Source organism: Caballeronia zhejiangensis, from assembly GCF_000698575.1.
Lineage (GTDB): Bacteria > Pseudomonadota > Gammaproteobacteria > Burkholderiales > Burkholderiaceae > Caballeronia > Caballeronia zhejiangensis.
In genome coordinates this window covers 1-18,033 of record NZ_JFHD01000035.1, presented here as the reverse complement: position 1 = coordinate 18,033, position 18,033 = coordinate 1, and the positions used below count along the sequence as shown (strand labels likewise).

Genomic DNA, 18,033 nt, shown 5'->3' with positions numbered 1-18,033 from the left:
CTCCAGCCAAACTACCGTATCGCCGTAACGCTCGCGTGACACGTTCATGCCAGGCCGCGCCGAGCGTTGAACCGCTTCATCTTAACCAGAATTAAAAGAGTGCTTCGCCCGTTTCCAGCTTCCGAAACGGGCGCGCTCTAGCCTTCGAAGCGCACGCCGCCTTTCATCGGCGGGAAGTCGATGGTGACTTCGAAGCCGGGCAGAGGCGTGCGGTTGCGCAGACGCAGCGTGCCGCGCTGTCGCGTGACGAGGCGCTGCACGATCGCCATGCCGAGACCGGTGCCGTTCGCCTGCGTGCGCGCCGTATCGACGCGATAGAACGGACGCGTGATGAGCGCGACCTGATCGTCGGGGATGCCGCGGCCCTCGTCCATCACGGAGAGCTCGACCCTGCCGTGCGCGACGCGCGTCTGCAGCGTAATGCGGGCGATGTCGTCGTGTTCGCTGCGGCCGTACTTGCGCGCGTTTTCCAGCAGGTTGCCGACCACGCGGCGCGCATCCGTCGGATCGCCTTCGATCACCGCGCCCTGGGCGAGATCCGTCCGCATGACGACGCCGTCGTCGGCCTGGAAGCGGGCGGCGAGTTCGCTCGCGATCATCGACAGGTCGACGGCCTCGGGCATGCGCTGCATCGGCCGCGCATAGTCGAGAAAGCGCCCGATGATCATGTCCATCTGCTCGATGTCGTCGATCATCGCGAGCTTGGTCGCTTCGTCCGACGGGCTCATCTCCGTCTCCAGCCGCAGGCGCGCAAGCGGCGTGCGCAGATCGTGCGAGATGCCCGCGAGCATCAGCGCACGGTCGGCCTCGAGCTGCTCAAGATCCTGCACCATCTGGTTGAAGCTTCGATTGGTTTCGGCAGCAACGCCCATGCCGCGTTCGGGCAAGGGTTCGGGCGATTGCCCCGAACCGACCTTGCGCGCGGCGAGCGCGAGACGCGCGAATGGCCGATTCACGAGACTCGTGATGAACGCCGCGCCGAACAGCGACAGCGCGAGCGCGAACACGCCCCAGCCGGCCCATTGCAGGCCGGTGACGGTGTCGAGCTGATCGCGATCGAGGGCGACCCAATAATCGTCGTCGTCGATCTTGAAGCTGATCCATACGCCCGGAATGTCGTTCACCGACTGCGCGATGATCGTCTCGTTGCCGAGCCGCCCGCGCACGTCACGTTCGATCAGCCGGTTGAGCGATTCATCGGGCTGGAGTTTGTATTTGTCGGTGGTCTCGCGCGGATACACGCGCACGCCTTCGTTGCTCTCCAGATCCTGAAGCAGCGCGCGGCGCAAATCGGGGTCGGAATAGAGCAGGGCGGTGCGCGTGAGCTTGACCACGGCGACGAGCTGAAGCGCCACGCGCTGCGCACGCGGCTCGCGCTCGATGACGCGAAAGCTCTGGAACCACGCCGTGAGACTGACTGCGATGAGCAGCGCGATCAGCGCGAAGGTTCGCCAGAACAGGCCGCCGAACGCGACCGCCAGTAGCCGCCTGTCGATTCGCATGAGTCTGTCGGGTTCGGCTCGGTGAAGGGGAGAGAGCGTGACGAAACTCGCTTAGGATCGATCAGGCTGCGCCGTCGGGAATGAACACGTAGCCGAGGCCCCACACGGTCTGGATGAAACGCGGACTGCTGGGATCGGGCTCGATCAGCTTGCGCAGACGCGATATCTGCACGTCGAGGCTGCGGTCGAACACTTCGTACTCACGGCCGCGTGCGAGCTCCATCAGCTTTTCGCGCGAAAGCGGCTGGCGCGGATGGCGCGCGAACACTTTGAGTACCGAAAATTCGCCGGTGGTCAGCGGGATTTCCTGGCCGTTCTTCGTGAGCGTGCGCGTCGCGAGATTCAGTGCAAATTCGCCGAACTCGAACACTTCGGTGGTTTCTGACGGCGCGCCCGGCAATTCGGACGGCGTCTGACGCCGCAGCACCGCGTGAATGCGCGCGACGAGTTCGCGCGGATTGAAAGGCTTCGGCAGATAGTCGTCCGCGCCCATTTCCAGGCCGACGATGCGATCGACATCTTCACCCTTCGCGGTGAGCATGATGATCGGCGTGCGATCGTTGCTGCCGCGCAGACGCCGGCAGATGGAAAGACCGTCTTCGCCGGGAAGCATCAGATCGAGGACGAGCAGATCGAAACGCTCGCGCACCCACAACTTGTTCATCGACGGGGCGTTTTCCGCAACGTACACGTTGAAGCCCTGTTCACCGAGGTATCGGCGCAACAGATCGCGCAGGCGCGGATCGTCGTCGACGACGAGAATTTTTGAAGGGTTCTTGGTTTCCATGGCGGCATCTTAGCGCGTTTGTTCAAACGCCGAGTTTGTAACAAAAGCGAGTGTAACAGTTCGTTACAAAATTTACGGGGCCTGTGGCACGGCCTAGGGGTTTGCTGCGTACACTGCTTTACCTAAGCCCGCCATTCGGTAGATACTCCATTAGACCAGTGCGTCGCGCGGCACGACCAAGCCGCTTCGAGACGTGCGCGAAAAGACTGAGGCTGTCCGGTTGTCGAGCAACGAAGGGAACAACATGAAGGGAGCGCGGCAGCGCGGACCCGTGCGCAACGAGCGCATTCTCAGAAAGACACTTCTTGCCAGTGCGCTCTACGCAGTACTGAGCACGCCTCACGCCTATGCACAACCGGCAGGCTTCGATCGCGGCATCGCGAGTTCCCCGAATCGTTTCGATGGCAGGATGATTCGCGCGCAGCAGCGCGTGGGCAAAGGTTCGGGGTCGTCGAGCCACGATCCGAAGACCGCGGCCATGTAACCCATTCAGCAAGTAGATCAAGCGCCGCCCGCGCGCCCGCCGCGCCACACCGTGATGACCGCCGACGAGCGCCGTCTCTTGCGGCAGCATATCGAAGAAGCGGTGCGCGATCTCTACAAGCGGTAAGCGGCGCGTGCCCGCGATGGACCGACGTGAATTTCTCTCGATTGCCGGTGCGTTCGCGGGAGGTCTCTGCAGCATCGGCGATGCGTGCGCCATCGCACATTCCGACACTTCCTCTGCTTCGATTCGCTCCCTCGTGATCGTCGACCTCGACGGCGGCAACGATGCGCTCAACACAGTCATCCCGATCGCCGATGCGCGCTATCGCGTGTTGCGGCCGAAACTCGCGATATCGAAAGACCGCGCATTGATGCTCGATGAACGCACCGCCTTGCATCCGTCGCTGTTGCCGTTGATGAGCGCGTGGCGCGCCAACGAAATGGCGATCGTGCAGGGCGTCGGCTATGACGCGCCCAATCGCTCGCATTTCCGCTCGCGACAGATCTGGGACACGGCATCGCATGCCGATGAATATCGCGCCGGCGGCTGGCTCGATCGCGTGAACCTGAAGGTGACGCACATCACCTTGCACGGCTTCGACACGCACGAGCGTCAGTCGCACCGGCATGCGGCGCTGCTGGCCACGCTGGCAGAGCGGCTCGCGTCGCTGCGGGCGTCGCTGATCGCGTCCGGCGCATGGAGCCGCACGCTCGTGATGACGCGCTCGGAGTTCGGACGCGCCGCGCGCGAGAACGCCGCGGGCGGCACCGACCACGGCGCGGCCGCGGCGCATTTCATGATGGGCGGAGGCGTGCGCGGCGGACTCTTCGGCATGCCACCGCGACTCGATCGACTCGATGCGGACGGCGGCTTGTCCGTCGGCGTCGACTTCAGAACGCTCTATGCCACGGTGCTCGACGCATGCGGGCAGATCGATTCGTCATCGATTCTCGGCGCGCGCTTCGCGCCATTGCCGATCCTTCGCGTCTAACGCGTCTTCCATGTGATCCACAGCTTGCGGATCGGCGTGAGTGCGATGCGTTGATGCAGCACCCGAAAGTTCTCCCGTTCGATCTCGTCGAAAAGCGCGAAGGACAGCGCTGCCTGCGCGCGCAGCACGCGTTGCGTCGCGCGCTCCGAAGCGGGAATCGCGGCCAGCGCGTCGTCTAGCGCCTGGCGGGCGCGGCTGGTCTGAAAGCGCATGAGGTCCGTGAACGTATCGCCGTACTTGCGATTGATGATGTCCGCGGCCGTCACGTTGAATCGCTGCAACTCGTCGATGGGAATATAGATGCGGCCATTGCGCGCATCGCCGCCGATGTCCTGAACGCGCTCGGCCAGCAGCAACGCGGATCCGAGCGGCGCGGCCCACGACGCGGCCTGCTGCGGATCGCGCGCGCTCGCGCGTGCAACGGCCGTCGCGAATGCGCCGCCCGTCTGATCGAGGTAACGCCGCAAGCCGGGCCAGTCGAGGTAGCGCGCCTGATCGAGATCCATGCCGAAGCCGTCGACGATCGCGGCAAGCGATGCGCGTCCGGCATCGTCGAGAACCGGATGCGCGGCATCGCCCGCGTGCGCCTGCAACGCTTTCGTGACCGGATGCGTGGGCTCGCCGCCATCGAGCCGCCCGAGTTCGCTTTGCCACCATGCGTGCTTGGTGCGGCCGATGGTCGGATCGCTCGTCTCCTTCACGGTCTCTTCGAGCTCGCGATAAAGCGCATAGAGCGCGGTCAGAAGCGGCTGGCTCGCAGCCGGCGCGCGGCGCAGCGCGTAGTACGTGCCGGAACCTTCAGGCGCGGCTTTTTGCTGGCAGTAATCGTCGAAATTCACGAACGGAGCTTGTGGGAGTTCGAGGGGAGGCGGGGTCGGTTCTGGTCGTGCGGTTGGCCGCGCGGCGTTCATTTTATCCGGCGAGGCGCGGCTTCGCTGCGCAGCGGCGGCAGCATCAGCCGGCCGCAAAAACAAAAAACCCCTTTGCCGATGAAAGGGGTTTTCGTGTGGTGCGAGGAGCGGGACTCGAACCCGCACACCCTTGCGGGCGTCAGGACCTAAACCTGGTGCGTCTACCAATTTCGCCATCCTCGCAGCACGGCAGGCGCTCTGGGCTCTTGCGGATGATGACCCGCGCCCGGCGATGCCGCCGTGTCCGGCACCGGTCCACTGTGCCAAGCCCGAGATTCTAACGCATTCATCTGGCGATGTCTGCGAAAATGCGTCGACGGTCCCGAGCTTAAGCGAGGCGCGAGAATCGCCGGCATGGCCGTCGATTCCGGCCATACGCGCCCGAAGATTGCGGCTCGCAGATCGGCTGCCTACAATCTCGTCACACTTCCGCTTCGGCATCGACATTCCCGCTCATGAACCGCAACGCGCGCAATCGCTTCGTCGCATGGCTCGGCATCGCCGCCATGTGGCTTGCCATCGTCGCGCCGGTCATCAGTCAGACGCTGGCCGCGCGCCAGGCCGCCAATCCGCAAGCGGTGCTTTGCACGGTCGATGCGACTGCAACGGACTCGCACGCCGGCCAGCACGACGCCGGGAGTCATGTCGACGCCTGCTCCTACTGCGGACTGCTCGCGCAGAATCTGCCGATCGTCACGGGCGTCGTGCATGACGTCGCGCTGATCGAACGCGTCACGCGCGTGCCTGCCTTCGCGAACGTCGAAGACGTCACCTCGAAATCCTTCAACGCCGCGAGCCCGCGCGCGCCGCCCGTCCTCTCCTGAAGCCTTCCTTCGTCTGACCGCATCGATGTTCGTCGCGCACATGAGCGCGATGAACGTACGACCGCTCGTCGGGAATATCGTCACGGCACTGACGGTACCTCCGATGCGCGCTCATCGCAAAAATACTCAACGAGATTCGCCATGCTTGCACCCGACCTGAACGCGGCGCCAGCGACGCCGAGCGCGGAAGTCATCGCGCATCGCCGCACGCTGTGGCGCTGGCATTTCTATGCGGCACTCTTCGTGATGCCGCTCCTCATCGTGCTCGCGATCACCGGCACGATCTACTGTTTTCAGCCGCAGATCGAGCCGCTGCTGTATCGCGACCGGATGATCGTCGCGGACACGCACGCCCCGCAACTGTCCCGCGATATCCTGCTCGCCAAGGCTGCCGCGAGCGAACCGCGCGGCGCCGTACCGACGCTCGCGCAAATCGAAACCGATCGCACGCGCAGCGCCGAATTCGTCTTTCGCCTGCCATCGGGCGAAAGCGAAAGCGTCTACGTGAACCCGTACGACGGCACCGTGCTCGGCACGCTTTCCGTCGAACATCGATTGATGAAACAGGTGCGCAACCTGCATCGCAGCCTGATGCTCGGCAAGACCGGCGAGCTGCTGATGGAACTCGCCGGATGCTGGACGCTCGTGATGATCGGCACGGGTATCGCGCTGTGGTGGCCCAGCCGGTCGAACGCGAGACAGGGCGGCGTGTGGCTGCCCCGGCTATCGCTCCAAGGGCGCGCGTGGTGGCGCGATCTGCATGCGGTCGGCGGCGTGTGGCTCGCGGTCGGCGCGCTCTTTTTCGTTCTCTCGGGATTGCCGTGGTCGGGATCGTGGGGCAAGCAATTCAAGGCGCTTGCGACGACCGCATCGCTCGGATATCCGAAGGGCGCGTGGGGCGAGGCGCATGTGCATTCGACGGCCCCAGCGACCTCGAACAACGAACACGCGATGCACGGCATGCAGATGAAGATGGACGATCTGCCGCTGCATCAGACGCCGTGGGCCGTCGGCGCGACAACGGTGCCGGAAGGCGCGAATGCGTCGGCTTCGGCTGCGCGCGTGTCGATCGACGACGTGGTCGCGCTCGCCGCGAAAAACGGTGTCGCGGATGACTACGGCATCGCGCTTCCGTCCAAGCCGACGGGCGTCTACACGGTCTCGTATTTCCCCGCCGATCCGCGCGCCGAACGCACGCTGCACATCGATCAATACAGCGGCCGCGTGCTGTCCGACATCGATTACGCAAGCTACGGCGGCGTGGCGAAAGTGATCTCGTACGGCACGTCGCTGCATATGGGGCGCTACTTCGGGCTTCTGAACCAGATCGTCTGCTCGGCGATATCGCTCGGGCTCGCGGCGTTGTCCGTGACGGGCTTCATCATGTGGATGAAACGCCGGCCCGCGCGCGAACTCGGCGCGCCGGCGCGGCCCACGAAGCGCCCGCCGATGCGCGCCTGGCGCGGCAGCCTGACGTTGCTCGGCGTGATTTTCCCTTTGATGGGCGCGACCATGCTCGCCGTCTGGTGCTTCGACCGGCTTGCGTTCGGGGCCAAGCGCGCGGCTGCCTGACGAACCCGCGCGCCTCGTTCGGACTTATTTGGAACCGAATCTGAGGCGCGTGAGCTGCTCGGCTTCGTTGGCGAGCAGCCGCGCCGCATCGCGGATCGCCGTTTCGAGCGTGATCGGGCCGGGCGCCGGCGAGAAGCAGCCGCTGAAAAATTCGGAGAGCCGCGGCAGCGCGGCCGAATCGACGGCGCCCGACAGCAACGACGCCGGCACGCCGTGATCGCGCGCATGCTTGCAGGCGATGAACGGCGCCTTGCCATGCAGCGTCTGCACGTCTGAACGGCCTTCGCCCGTGATGAGCCAGTTCGCGCCTTCGAGCGCGGCGTCGAGCCCGATTTCGCGCGCCACCACCTCCGCGCCGGTCTCGAAACGCGCGCCGAGCATGTGCAGCGCGAACCCGAGCCCGCCCGCCGCGCCCGCGCCGGGTTCGCTGCGTTTCGCGACGCCCATCGCGGGTTCGAGCAGATCGGCGAAATGGGCGAGGGCGGCGTCGATGGTGGGCACTTGCTCCGGCGTCACGCCTTTCTGCGGCCCGAAGACCGCCGTCGCGCCGTGATCGCCGGTGAGCGGATTGTCGACATCGGACATGCCGACGAACTCCGCGTCCTTCACGCGCGGGTCGAGCCCGGAAGCGTCGATGCGCGCGACTCGCCCGAGCGCCGATGGCACCGGATGGAGCTCCTTGCCGTCTGCGTCGAAGAGTTTCAGCCCGAGGCCGACGAGCAGGCCCGCGCCGCCGTCGTTGGTGCTGCTGCCGCCGAGCGCCACATAGAATCTGCGCGCGCCGGAATCCAGCAGCGCGCGGATCGCCTCGCCCATGCCGAGCGTGCTGCGCTCGGTGACGGGCACGGCCATGCCGTCCGCATCCGTGATGCCCACGACTTCCGCCGTCTCGATAATCGCGCTGCCGTCGTCGAGCAGGCCCGTGGCGGCGTCGCGGCGTGCGGCGGCCGCGCCCCGCACGTTGAGCATGCGCCGCTCGCCGCCTGCCGAGAGCATCGCGTCGAGCGTGCCTTCGCCGCCGTCGGCCATCGGACGGATACGGATATCGGCGTCCGGCCGCGCGCGCCTGATGCCTTCCGCGATGGCGTTCGCGACGCCTTCCGCGGAGAGCGAGCCCTTGAACGAATCGGGAGCGATGACAACTACGGGAGCAGCGGACGTGGCGTTAGGCATGGTGTCTCGAATGTTCTGATGTGGAAGCAAGGATTGAAAAGCCGCGGCGAGGCTCCATCTATGCGAATGTCGCATGCGCTTCATGCCTTGCGGCAATGGATTGCGCGCCCGAGCGCTTCGCCGCTCGAATCATGCGCCGGCAAGCTTATCAGCGCGGCGCGCGACGCAAAATAGCGGCGTGCCGATAGCGGGAATTCTGCGCGGGAGAGCCGGTCAGCAAAACGCGGATTTACGCCGAAATGAGCGTCGAAAACTGGCACTTTTCGAGTCAAATCGGACCGAAACGCAGTGTTTGCAGGATCGTCGGACGGACCGCGCGGAATAGTTTGCTAAAATGCTTGGCTCTGTTGACTGACACCGTGTCGGGCGACGTTCCGGCACTCCCGCGAGACGCTTATTCTGGGCGTCTTCCGGCGCCAGGCGTCGATTTCGGCCGGCTCAGGCAGAGGCCGCATCCGGACCCGCGCCTTTAGAACCGCGGAAGAACCGAACACCGAATTTACGATTTACTCTAGGACGATTTCAGCCATGGCTAACGTAGTTGAGAACCTCGGCAAGCTCGAACGCCGCGTGACGATTTCCCTGCCGAAGGACACGGTGCAGAAGGAAGTGGATTCGCGCATCCGCCAGTTGGCCAAGAATGTGCGCATGCCGGGTTTCCGCCCGGGCAAGGTGCCGCTCAAGATGGTGACGCAACAGTATGGCGGCCAGGTCGAAGCCGAAGTGCTGAGCGACAAGGTCGGCAAGGAATTCTTCGATGTCACGCGCGCCGAGAACCTGCGTGTCGCGGGCCAGCCGAGCTTCGCGCCGAAGTCGGAAGCCGCAACGGACGCCTACGCCTTCGACGCGACCTTCGAGGTCTATCCCGAAGTGCGCCTCGGCGACGTGGCGACCGCTGAAATCGAACGCACGGTCACGACCATCTCCGAAGCCGAAGTCGATCGCACGCTGGACATCCTGCGCAAGCAGCGCGTGCATTTCCACGCCCGCGGCGAAGCCGGCGAGCACGGCGACGGCGGCGCGGACACGGCAGCCAAGGAAGGCGACCGCGTAACGCTCGATTTCGTCGGCGAGATCGACGATGTCGCGTTCGAAGGCGGTAGCGCACAGGACTTCGCATTCGTGCTGGGCGAAGGCCGCATGCTGCCCGAGTTCGAGCAAGCCGCGACGGGCCTGAAGGTCGGCGAAGAGCGCACGTTCGACCTCAAGTTCCCGGATGACTACCACGGCAAGGACGTGGCGGGCAAGACGGCGCAATTCACGATCACCGTGAAGAAGATCGAATGGCCGCATCTGCCGGAAATCAACGCCGATTTTGCGAAGTCGCTCGGCATCGAAGACGGCGACCTCACGAAGATGCGCGCCGAGATCAAGGACAATCTGGAGCGTGAAGCGAAGCGCCGCACGCAGCAGATCGTGAAGAATCAGGTCATGGACGCGCTCCTGAAGATCTCCGAACTCGACGTGCCGAAGGCGCTGATCGAACAGGATCAGCAGCGCCTCGTCGAAATGGCTCGCCAGGACCTGCAACAACGCGGCGTGCCGAATGCAGCCGACGCGCCGATCCCGGCCGAAATGTTCGCCGAGCAGGCCGAGCGTCGCGTGAAGCTGGGCCTCGTGCTGGCCGAACTCGTGAAGGCCAACGAACTGCAGGCGAAGCCCGAGCAGATCCGCGCTGAAGTGGACGAATTCGCCAAGAGCTACGAAGACCCGAAGGAAGTCGTCCGCTGGTATTATTCGAACCAGCAGCGCCTCGCCGAGATGGAAGCGTACGTCGTCGAAAGCAACGTCGTCGATTTCGTCTTGGGCAAGGCCAAGGTGACCGACAAGGAAGTCAGCTTCGAGGAACTGGCCAGCGCAACGGCGCAAGCCTGACGCGTTAGGCAAGGGGCGTGCGGAGTCGTCGGACTGACGGCTCGCACGCCTTTTTTGCATTAAAGTTGGGCGTTTGCATGCCGTTCTAGTGGATGTTCCTTTGTCGTTCAGTACCCTTATTCCGAACAAGGAAATTGCATGACCTTTCGCGCTGAATTGCTCGACACGTTGGCGTCCCACGCACCGCGGGATTTCGAAGCCCAGGCGCTCGGCCTCGTTCCGATGGTCGTGGAAACGAGCGGCCGCGGCGAGCGTGCCTATGACATTTACTCGCGTCTCCTCAAGGAGCGCGTGGTGTTTCTCGTCGGTGAAGTGAACGACCAGTCGGCGAATCTCGTCGTCGCACAGTTGTTGTTCCTCGAAAGCGAGAACCCGGACAAGGACATCAGCCTGTACATCAACAGTCCTGGCGGCTCGGTCTCGGCCGGCATGGCGATTTACGACACCATGCAGTTCGTGAAGCCGGACGTTTCGACGCTGTGCATGGGCCTCGCCGCAAGCATGGGCGCATTCCTGCTGGCGGCCGGCGCGAAGGGCAAGCGCGTCGCGCTGCCGAACGCGCGCGTGATGATCCACCAGCCGCTCGGCGGCGCACGCGGCCAGGCGTCGGACATCGAGATCCAGGCACGGGAAATCCTGTATCTGAAGGAACGTTTGAATCAGTTGCTGTCGCATCACACGGGTCAGCCGGTCGAGCGCATCGCGCGCGACACGGATCGCGACAACTTCATGTCGGGCGACGATGCGCAGGCTTACGGCCTCGTCGACCAGGTGCTTCACAAGCGTCCCTGAGGCGTCCGGAGCGGCGCCGCGCCGGCGCTCGGAGACGAAGCCGGCGAAGCGTGCGAAGTCGCGCATTGGGCGCCACGCCAAAACGCGCTCCGGCGGTCCTCGCGGGTGCGAATCTGCGTCGCGGAATCGAAGCGCGTATCATGTAACAAGAGTGTCCGGAGGCTTACACATTTATGGCGGACAAAAAAGGTTCCAGTAGCGAAAAGCTGCTGTATTGCTCGTTCTGCGGCAAGAGCCAGCATGAGGTGAAGAAGCTCATCGCTGGGCCGTCGGTGTTCATCTGCGATGAATGCATCGACCTGTGCAACGAGATCATTCGCGACGAGGCAGCCGGTGCGGCGGAGGAGGCCGGGCTGACCAAGTCCGACCTGCCGAGCCCGCAGGAAATCAGCGATATCCTCAATCAGTACGTGATCGGCCAGGAACGCGCGAAGAAAATTCTCGCGGTGGCCGTGTACAACCATTACAAGCGGCTCAAGCATCTCGACAAGAAGGACGACATCGAGCTGTCGAAGAGCAACATTCTCTTGATCGGGCCGACCGGCTCGGGCAAGACGCTGCTCGCGCAGACATTGGCGCGCATGCTGAATGTGCCGTTCGTGATCGCCGATGCAACGACGCTGACCGAAGCCGGCTATGTCGGCGAGGACGTCGAGAACATCATTCAGAAGCTGCTGCAGAATTGCAATTACGAAGTCGACAAGGCGCAGCGCGGAATCGTGTACATCGACGAGATCGACAAGATCAGCCGCAAGTCGGACAACCCGTCCATTACGCGCGACGTGTCGGGCGAGGGCGTGCAGCAGGCGTTGCTGAAGCTGATCGAAGGCACGATGGCGTCGGTGCCGCCGCAAGGCGGACGCAAGCACCCGAATCAGGATTTCATCCAGGTCGATACGACCAACATCCTGTTCGTCTGCGGCGGCGCGTTCGACGGACTGGAAAAGGTCATCACGGATCGCACCGAGAAGACCGGCATCGGTTTCGGCGCGAGCGTGAAGAGCAAGCAGGATCGCGACGCGGGCGAAGTGCTGCGCGAAGTCGAGCCGGAAGACCTGATCAAGTTCGGCCTGATTCCGGAGCTGATCGGCCGTCTGCCCGTCGTGGCGACGCTCGGCAAGCTCGATGAAGCCGCGCTGGTGAAGATCCTGATCGAGCCGAAGAACGCGCTCGTGAAGCAGTATCACAAGCTCTTCGCAATGGAGCGCGTCGAACTGGAAATCCGTCCGGCTGCGCTTCAGGCCATCGCGCAGAAGGCCATTCGCCGCAAGACCGGCGCGCGCGGGCTGCGTTCGATTCTGGAACAGGCGTTGCTCGACGTAATGTACGAACTGCCGACCATGAAGGGCGTTTCGAAGGTGATCGTCGACGACAACACGATCGACGGAGACGGCAAGCCGCTGCTCATCTACGAAGACGCACCGAAAGTAGCAGGATCGAACTGAAGCAGGCTGTGTGTCGGCGAAAGGCCGTTCATGGCGACGTGAACGGCCTTTTATTTTTGTCGGTTTATCTTGTGGACGTTACTGACGCGATCTTTGACTAACGACTTTTCCCTTCCGATAAAGGCTTGCAATAGCTCTGACCGGCCTTATTTACGACTGAACTGATTCCACTAATGGGGAAATGAAATGTCAGGAACCCAACTCCTCCCGCAGGAACGCATTACGCTGCCGCTGCTCCCGCTGCGCGACGTAGTCGTTTTCCCGCATATGGTGATTCCGCTCTTCGTCGGGCGGCCCAAGTCGATCAAGGCACTCGAAGCCGCGATGGAAGGCGGCAAGCACATCATGCTCGTCGCCCAGAAAACGGCGGCGAAGGACGAGCCGACCGAAAAGGACATGTATGAAGTAGGGTGTGTCGCCAACATCCTGCAAATGCTGAAACTGCCCGACGGCACGGTGAAAGTGCTCGTCGAAGGCCTGCAGCGCGCGAAAACGCTGTCGATCGAAGAGCAGGAAACGCAATTTTCCTGCGATGTGATGCCGCTCGAGCCGGATCACGCCGACAGCGCCGAAACCGAAGCGCTGCGCCGCGCGATCGTGTCGCAGTTCGATCAGTACGTGAAGCTCAACAAGAAGATTCCGCCGGAGATCCTGACGTCGCTGTCGGGCATCGACGAGGCGGGTCGTCTTGCCGACACTATCGCCGCGCATCTGCCGCTCAAGCTGGATCAAAAGCAGCACATCCTCGAGATGTTCCCTGTGATCGAGCGTCTGGAGCATCTGCTCGCCCAGCTCGAAGCCGAAATCGACATTCTTCAGGTCGAGAAGCGCATCCGTGGCCGCGTGAAGCGCCAGATGGAAAAGAGCCAGCGCGAGTACTACCTGAACGAGCAGGTCAAGGCGATCCAGAAGGAATTGGGCGAAGGTGAAGAGGGCGCGGATCTCGAAGAGCTCGAGAAGCGCATCGCCGCCGCGCGCATGCCGAAGGAAGCCAAGAAGAAGGCCGATGCCGAGCTGAAAAAGCTCAAGCTGATGTCGCCGATGTCCGCGGAAGCGACTGTCGTGCGCAACTACATCGACACGCTGATCGGCTTGCCATGGCGTAAGAAGAGCAAGGTCAACAACGACCTTTCGAATGCCGAGCGCGTGCTCGACGAAGACCATTTCGGTCTCGAAAAGGTCAAGGAACGCATTCTCGAGTATCTCGCGGTGCAACAACGCGTCGAGAAGGTGAAGGCACCGATTCTGTGCCTGGTCGGGCCTCCGGGCGTCGGCAAGACCTCGCTCGGGCAGTCCATCGCTCGCGCGACGAACCGCAAGTTCGTGCGTATGGCGCTCGGCGGCGTGCATGACGAATCCGAAATTCGCGGCCACCGTCGCACGTATATCGGTTCGATGCCCGGCAAGATTTTGCAGAGCCTCACGAAGGTCGGCGTGCGCAATCCGCTTTTCCTGCTCGACGAAGTCGACAAGATGGGCATGGATTTCCGCGGCGATCCGGCATCCGCGCTGCTCGAAGTGCTCGATCCGGAACAGAACCATACGTTCGCGGACCACTACATCGAAGTGGACTTCGACCTGTCCGACGTGATGTTCGTGGCGACGTCGAACTCGCTGAACATTCCGCCGCCGCTGCTCGACCGGATGGAAGTCATCCGCCTGTCGGGTTACACGGAAGACGAGAAGGTCAGCATCGCGACGCGTTACCTGTTGCCGAAGCAGAAGCGCAACAACGGCCTGAAGGACGGCGAGATCGATGTCACGGAGCAAGCGATCCGCGACATCATTCGCTACTACACGCGTGAAGCGGGCGTGCGTTCGCTCGAGCGTGAAGTATCGAAGATCTGCCGCAAGGTCGTGAAGATGCTGCTGCTCAAGAAGGCGGAAGGCGCCGTGAAGGTCGACGGCTCCAACCTCGACACCTTCCTCGGCGTGCGCAAGTACGACTTCGGTCTGGCCGCGAAGGAAAACCAGATCGGTCAGGTGACGGGTCTTGCGTGGACGGAAGTGGGCGGCGATCTGCTGACGATCGAAGCAGCGGTGATGCCCGGCAAGGGCGGCGTGATCCGCACGGGTTCGCTCGGCGACGTGATGAAGGAATCCGTCGAAGCGGCGCGCTCGGTCGTGCGTTCACGTTCGCGCCGGCTTGGCATCACGGATGAGTCGTTCGAGAAGAAGGACATCCACATCCACGTGCCGGAAGGCGCGACGCCGAAGGACGGTCCGTCCGCCGGTATCGCGATGACCACGGCGCTGGTCTCGGTGCTGACCGGCATTCCGGTTCGCGCGGATGTCGCGATGACGGGCGAAATCACGCTGCGCGGCGAAGTGCTGCCGATCGGCGGATTGAAGGAGAAGCTGCTGGCAGCGCATCGCGGCGGCATCAAGCTCGTGCTGATTCCTGAAGAAAACACGAAGGATCTGGCCGACATCCCCGACAACGTGAAGAACGCCATCGAGATCGTGCCGGTTCGCTGGATCGATCGGGTGCTGGAACTGGCGCTCGAACGTGCGCCGGAGTCGTTGCCCGAAGACGAAGCGAAGGCAACGCCCGTCGCAGCCGAACAGCAGAAGGACACGCCAGCAACGGGCGAAGTCGTAAAGCACTGAACGCTTGTCGCGGCACGGTTTTAACGCCGTGTTGCGTGAACGAGGCTAAAAACCCGCGGGCAACCCACCCGCGGGTTTTCTTTTTGCGCGCGGCTTTTCGAAGAGAACTTCTAAAACGCCCGAAGGCCGCGCCGAATAAGGCTCAACCCCGGTTGACACGTGTCTTTCGGCTAAGTTAAATGAGCGCCGCATCCAATCTTATCGAGATGCCATCCGCTTCGATGCCGGACCACATCGATTAAAACTTGCCAATACTGATTCGGGGATCACAATGAACAAGACGGAATTGATCGACCATATCGCGCAGCAAGCCGATATCTCCAAGGCCGCCGCCGGCCGCGCGCTCGATGCGGTCATCGGCGGCGTAAGCGCGACGCTGAAGAAGGGCGGCACCGTGACGCTCGTCGGCTTCGGCACGTTTGCCGTCGGCAAGCGCACCGCGCGCACGGGGCGCAATCCGCGCACGGGCGATGAGATCAAGATCAAGGCCGCGAAAGTGCCGAAATTTCGCCCTGGCAAAGCGCTGAAGGATGCGCTAAACTAGCGGACTCGCTGGATACGGACCTTCGCAAAACGAAGTGTGAATCCAGCAGCAGCGCAAACCGAGTGAATTGCGGACCGGGTGCTTAGCTCAGTTGGTAGAGCGGCGCCCTTACAAGGCGTAGGTCGGGAGTTCGAGCCTCTCAGCACCCACCAGGTCACAGTTCATTGCGCGCTACCCGGAGCGGTAGTTCAGTCGGTTAGAATACCGGCCTGTCACGCCGGGGGTCGCGGGTTCGAGTCCCGTCCGCTCCGCCAGATTCGACAAGAAATCCCGTAAGCTTCGCGGCTTGCGGGATTTTGTTTTGGCGCGTGCTCGTTAAGAATGCTAATCATTGCTTCACGCCATTGAATGCTCGCTGGAAGCGAACTTTCAACTGAAACATCGCCCGTTACGAAAAGGGGACGCGAGAATTTCACATCGGGCGGTGCAAATCCCGCCCGCCTTTCGCCTTTTCCTCGTCCACTGTTGTAATATCGAGCGTTTTGTTATAACCACGCAGCGCTACGCATGCTCGACTTCTTCCGTAATCACCAGCGCCTGATGATGGCTCTGCTGATCCTGATCATCGTGCCCGGTCTGGGCATGGTCGGGATTCAGGGCTTCAGCAACTATTTCGACGAAAGTTCCTACGTCGCCAGCGTGAATGGCCACAAGATCACGCGCGCCGAATTCGACAGCGCTTTCCGCCAGCAGGTGGACCGCGCCCGCTCGATGCTCGGTTCCCAATTCGACGCCAAGATGTTCGACACGCCCGAAGCGCGCGCCGCGATGGTCGATAGTCTCGTGCAGCAACGCGCGATGGCCGACGAAACGCAGCGTCTGCATCTGACCGCCTCCGACGACGCCGTGCGCCGGGCGCTGCTGAACGATCCGGTGATCTCGTCGCTCAAGAAGCCCGACGGCAGCATCGACCTCGATCGCTACAAGCAACTGCTCGCGATGCAGGGCATGACGCCCGCGCAGTACGACGAGCGCATGCGCTACACGATCGCGACCGGACAGATTCCGGGCAGCATTCAAGGCACGGCGTTCACGTCGAAGTCGCTCGCGCAAAGCCTGACCGAACTCGCGGAACAGAAGCGCTCGGTGCAGGGTCTGTCGCTGCGCGCGGCCGATTACACCGCGAAGGTCCAGCCGACCGACGCGCAACTCACCGCCTACTACGAAGCGCATCGCAACGATTTCGCGACGCCCGAAACCGCCACGATCCAGTATCTGCTGCTGTCGCCGTCGACGATCGCGGCGGCATCGAAGCCGAGCGACGCCGATCTCAAGAAGTACTACGACGACAACATCCAGCGCTATCGCACCGAAGCGCAAGTGCGCGCGAGCCACATTCTCGTGAACGCACCGAAGGACGCGAGCGCGGCCGACAAGGCGAAGGCCAAGCAGAAGGCCGAAGACCTGCTCGCGCAAGTCAAGGCGCATCCGGATCAGTTCGCGCAAATCGCGCAGAAGAACTCCGACGATCCCGGCTCTGCAGGCAAGGGCGGCGATCTCGGCTACTTCGCGCGCGGTCAGATCGCGGGCGGCAAGGCTTTCGACGACGCCGCATTCGGCCTGAAGAAGGGCGAAGTCAGCAATATCGTCGAGTCGGATTTTGGCTATCACATCATTCAGGCGACCGACGTGAAGCCTTCCGTCACGAAGCCGTTCGACGAAGTGAAGGACTCGATCGCGAAGGATTACGCGGCTCAACAGGGCACGAAGGGTTTCGCCGACGACGCGCAAGGCTTCACCGATCTCGTCTACGAGAAGGCCAAGTCGCTGCAGCCGGCCGCGGACAAGTACAAGCTGACGGTGCAGAGCGCAACGGTCGGTCCGAAGCCGAATCCGCAATTGCCGCAAGACAATCCGCTCAACAATCCGAAGTTCCTCGCGGCCGTGTTCGCGCCGGATGCCGTGAAGGACCGCAACAACACGCAGGCAATCGACGTCGGCAACAACACGCTGATCGCCGCGCGCGTCACCGACTACAAGGCCTCGACCGTTCCCGCGTTCGACGTCGTGAAGGACGACGTGCGCAAGAAGGTCGTCGCGGAAATGGCTGCGGCGATGGCGAAGAAGGAAGGCGAGGCGAAGCTCGCGGATCTGCAGAAGTCGAAGTCGACCGACGGCTTCACGTCGCCGATCACCGTCTCGCGCAATGACGCGCAAGGCTTGCCGCCCGTCGCGTTGAGCGCGATCTTCAAAGCGGATGCATCGAAGCTGCCGTCGTATGTCGGCGTCGATCTCGGTGCGGAAGGCTACGCGATTTATCGTGTGAACGGCATCGAGAAGGCCGCGCCGGTCGCCGCCGATCGTCTCGCCGGCGCACAGCAGCAAGTCGCGCAGGTCTACGCGCAGGCCGACATGGAGGCGTACCTCAACTCGCTGAAGGCTCGCTCGAAGGTCAAGCTGAGCCAGGCGCCGGCACCGTCGTCGAACTGATCGGCGCTGACATCATCGAAAAGCCCCGCTTCCGAAATGAACTGCACCCCAAAAGTTGGACACCCGTTCAACGATTTGGGGTGTTTTTTT

The 18,033-nt window shown here is 62.9% G+C and carries 14 protein-coding genes and 3 tRNA genes; 12 read left to right on the top strand and 5 right to left on the bottom strand.

What is annotated here, in order from left to right:
- Positions 1 to 137: 137 nt before the first annotated feature.
- Both BG60_RS29045 and ompR read right to left on the bottom strand, forming a co-directional pair.
- Positions 138 to 1,502: an ATP-binding protein gene (locus BG60_RS29045; protein ID WP_034473669.1), complete on the bottom strand. Its 1,365-nt coding sequence runs from the start codon at positions 1,500 to 1,502 to the stop codon at positions 138 to 140.
- 61 nt (positions 1,503 to 1,563) lie between these two features.
- Entirely contained in the window at positions 1,564 to 2,289 is a 726-nt protein-coding gene (gene ompR, locus BG60_RS29040; RefSeq protein ID WP_008349770.1) for an osmolarity response regulator transcription factor OmpR, read from the bottom strand.
- A gap of 244 nt (positions 2,290 to 2,533) precedes the next feature.
- On the opposite strand from ompR, the gene BG60_RS29035 reads away from it, so the two are divergent.
- Both BG60_RS29035 and BG60_RS29030 read left to right on the top strand, forming a co-directional pair.
- A complete protein-coding gene (locus BG60_RS29035) occupies positions 2,534 to 2,773 on the top strand; it encodes a hypothetical protein (RefSeq protein ID WP_241484906.1) in 240 nt (79 codons plus the stop codon).
- Between the two features lie 142 nt (positions 2,774 to 2,915).
- Positions 2,916 to 3,767: a DUF1501 domain-containing protein gene (locus BG60_RS29030; protein ID WP_008349767.1), complete on the top strand. Its 852-nt coding sequence runs from the start codon at positions 2,916 to 2,918 to the stop codon at positions 3,765 to 3,767.
- On the opposite strand, the gene BG60_RS29025 is transcribed toward BG60_RS29030, so the two are convergent.
- Both BG60_RS29025 and BG60_RS29020 read right to left on the bottom strand, forming a co-directional pair.
- A complete protein-coding gene (locus BG60_RS29025) occupies positions 3,764 to 4,606 on the bottom strand; it encodes a squalene/phytoene synthase family protein (RefSeq protein WP_008349765.1) in 843 nt (280 codons plus the stop codon). The two genes, BG60_RS29030 and BG60_RS29025, sit on opposite strands and share 4 nt — an antisense overlap.
- 168 nt (positions 4,607 to 4,774) lie before the next feature.
- A tRNA-Leu gene (locus tag BG60_RS29020) sits at positions 4,775 to 4,861 on the bottom strand.
- A 272-nt stretch (positions 4,862 to 5,133) separates the two neighbouring features.
- Here BG60_RS29020 and BG60_RS29015 point away from each other — a divergent pair.
- The gene (locus tag BG60_RS29015; RefSeq protein ID WP_008349763.1) at positions 5,134 to 5,502 is read left to right on the top strand and encodes a DUF2946 domain-containing protein; all 369 of its coding nucleotides are present in this window, start codon (positions 5,134 to 5,136) and stop codon (positions 5,500 to 5,502) included.
- Between the two features lie 141 nt (positions 5,503 to 5,643).
- Positions 5,644 to 7,074: a PepSY-associated TM helix domain-containing protein gene (locus tag BG60_RS29010; protein WP_008349761.1), complete on the top strand. Its 1,431-nt coding sequence runs from the start codon at positions 5,644 to 5,646 to the stop codon at positions 7,072 to 7,074.
- A 24-nt stretch (positions 7,075 to 7,098) separates the two neighbouring features.
- Here the strand turns inward: BG60_RS29010 and BG60_RS29005 are convergent, their stop codons facing one another.
- Entirely contained in the window at positions 7,099 to 8,247 is a 1,149-nt protein-coding gene (locus BG60_RS29005) for a glycerate kinase family protein (protein ID WP_008349758.1), read from the bottom strand.
- Between the two features lie 528 nt (positions 8,248 to 8,775).
- Here BG60_RS29005 and tig point away from each other — a divergent pair.
- From tig to BG60_RS28965, 8 genes are all read left to right on the top strand, one after another.
- Positions 8,776 to 10,122 (top strand): trigger factor, encoded by a 1,347-nt coding sequence (gene tig / locus BG60_RS29000; protein WP_034473666.1) that lies wholly within the window; start codon positions 8,776 to 8,778, stop codon positions 10,120 to 10,122.
- Positions 10,123 to 10,260: 138 nt separating this feature from the next.
- On the top strand, positions 10,261 to 10,914 hold the full coding sequence (clpP, locus tag BG60_RS28995; RefSeq protein WP_008349755.1) for an ATP-dependent Clp endopeptidase proteolytic subunit ClpP: 654 nt from the start codon (positions 10,261 to 10,263) through the stop codon (positions 10,912 to 10,914).
- A gap of 173 nt (positions 10,915 to 11,087) precedes the next feature.
- Positions 11,088 to 12,359: an ATP-dependent Clp protease ATP-binding subunit ClpX gene (gene clpX, locus BG60_RS28990; protein ID WP_008349753.1), complete on the top strand. Its 1,272-nt coding sequence runs from the start codon at positions 11,088 to 11,090 to the stop codon at positions 12,357 to 12,359.
- A 186-nt stretch (positions 12,360 to 12,545) separates the two neighbouring features.
- On the top strand, positions 12,546 to 14,969 hold the full coding sequence (lon, locus tag BG60_RS28985; protein ID WP_008349749.1) for an endopeptidase La: 2,424 nt from the start codon (positions 12,546 to 12,548) through the stop codon (positions 14,967 to 14,969).
- Between the two features lie 211 nt (positions 14,970 to 15,180).
- Complete coding sequence (locus tag BG60_RS28980; protein WP_268811674.1) at positions 15,181 to 15,513, top strand: HU family DNA-binding protein; 333 nt, start codon at positions 15,181 to 15,183, stop codon at positions 15,511 to 15,513.
- Positions 15,514 to 15,589: 76 nt separating this feature from the next.
- Positions 15,590 to 15,665: transfer RNA gene (locus BG60_RS28975), tRNA-Val, on the top strand.
- A 25-nt stretch (positions 15,666 to 15,690) separates the two neighbouring features.
- Positions 15,691 to 15,767 (top strand) — tRNA-Asp (locus BG60_RS28970).
- Positions 15,768 to 16,020: 253 nt separating this feature from the next.
- Positions 16,021 to 17,943, top strand: a complete 1,923-nt coding sequence (locus BG60_RS28965) for a SurA N-terminal domain-containing protein (RefSeq protein ID WP_008349745.1) — start codon at positions 16,021 to 16,023, stop codon at positions 17,941 to 17,943.
- The last annotated feature ends 90 nt before the right edge of the window (positions 17,944 to 18,033 follow it).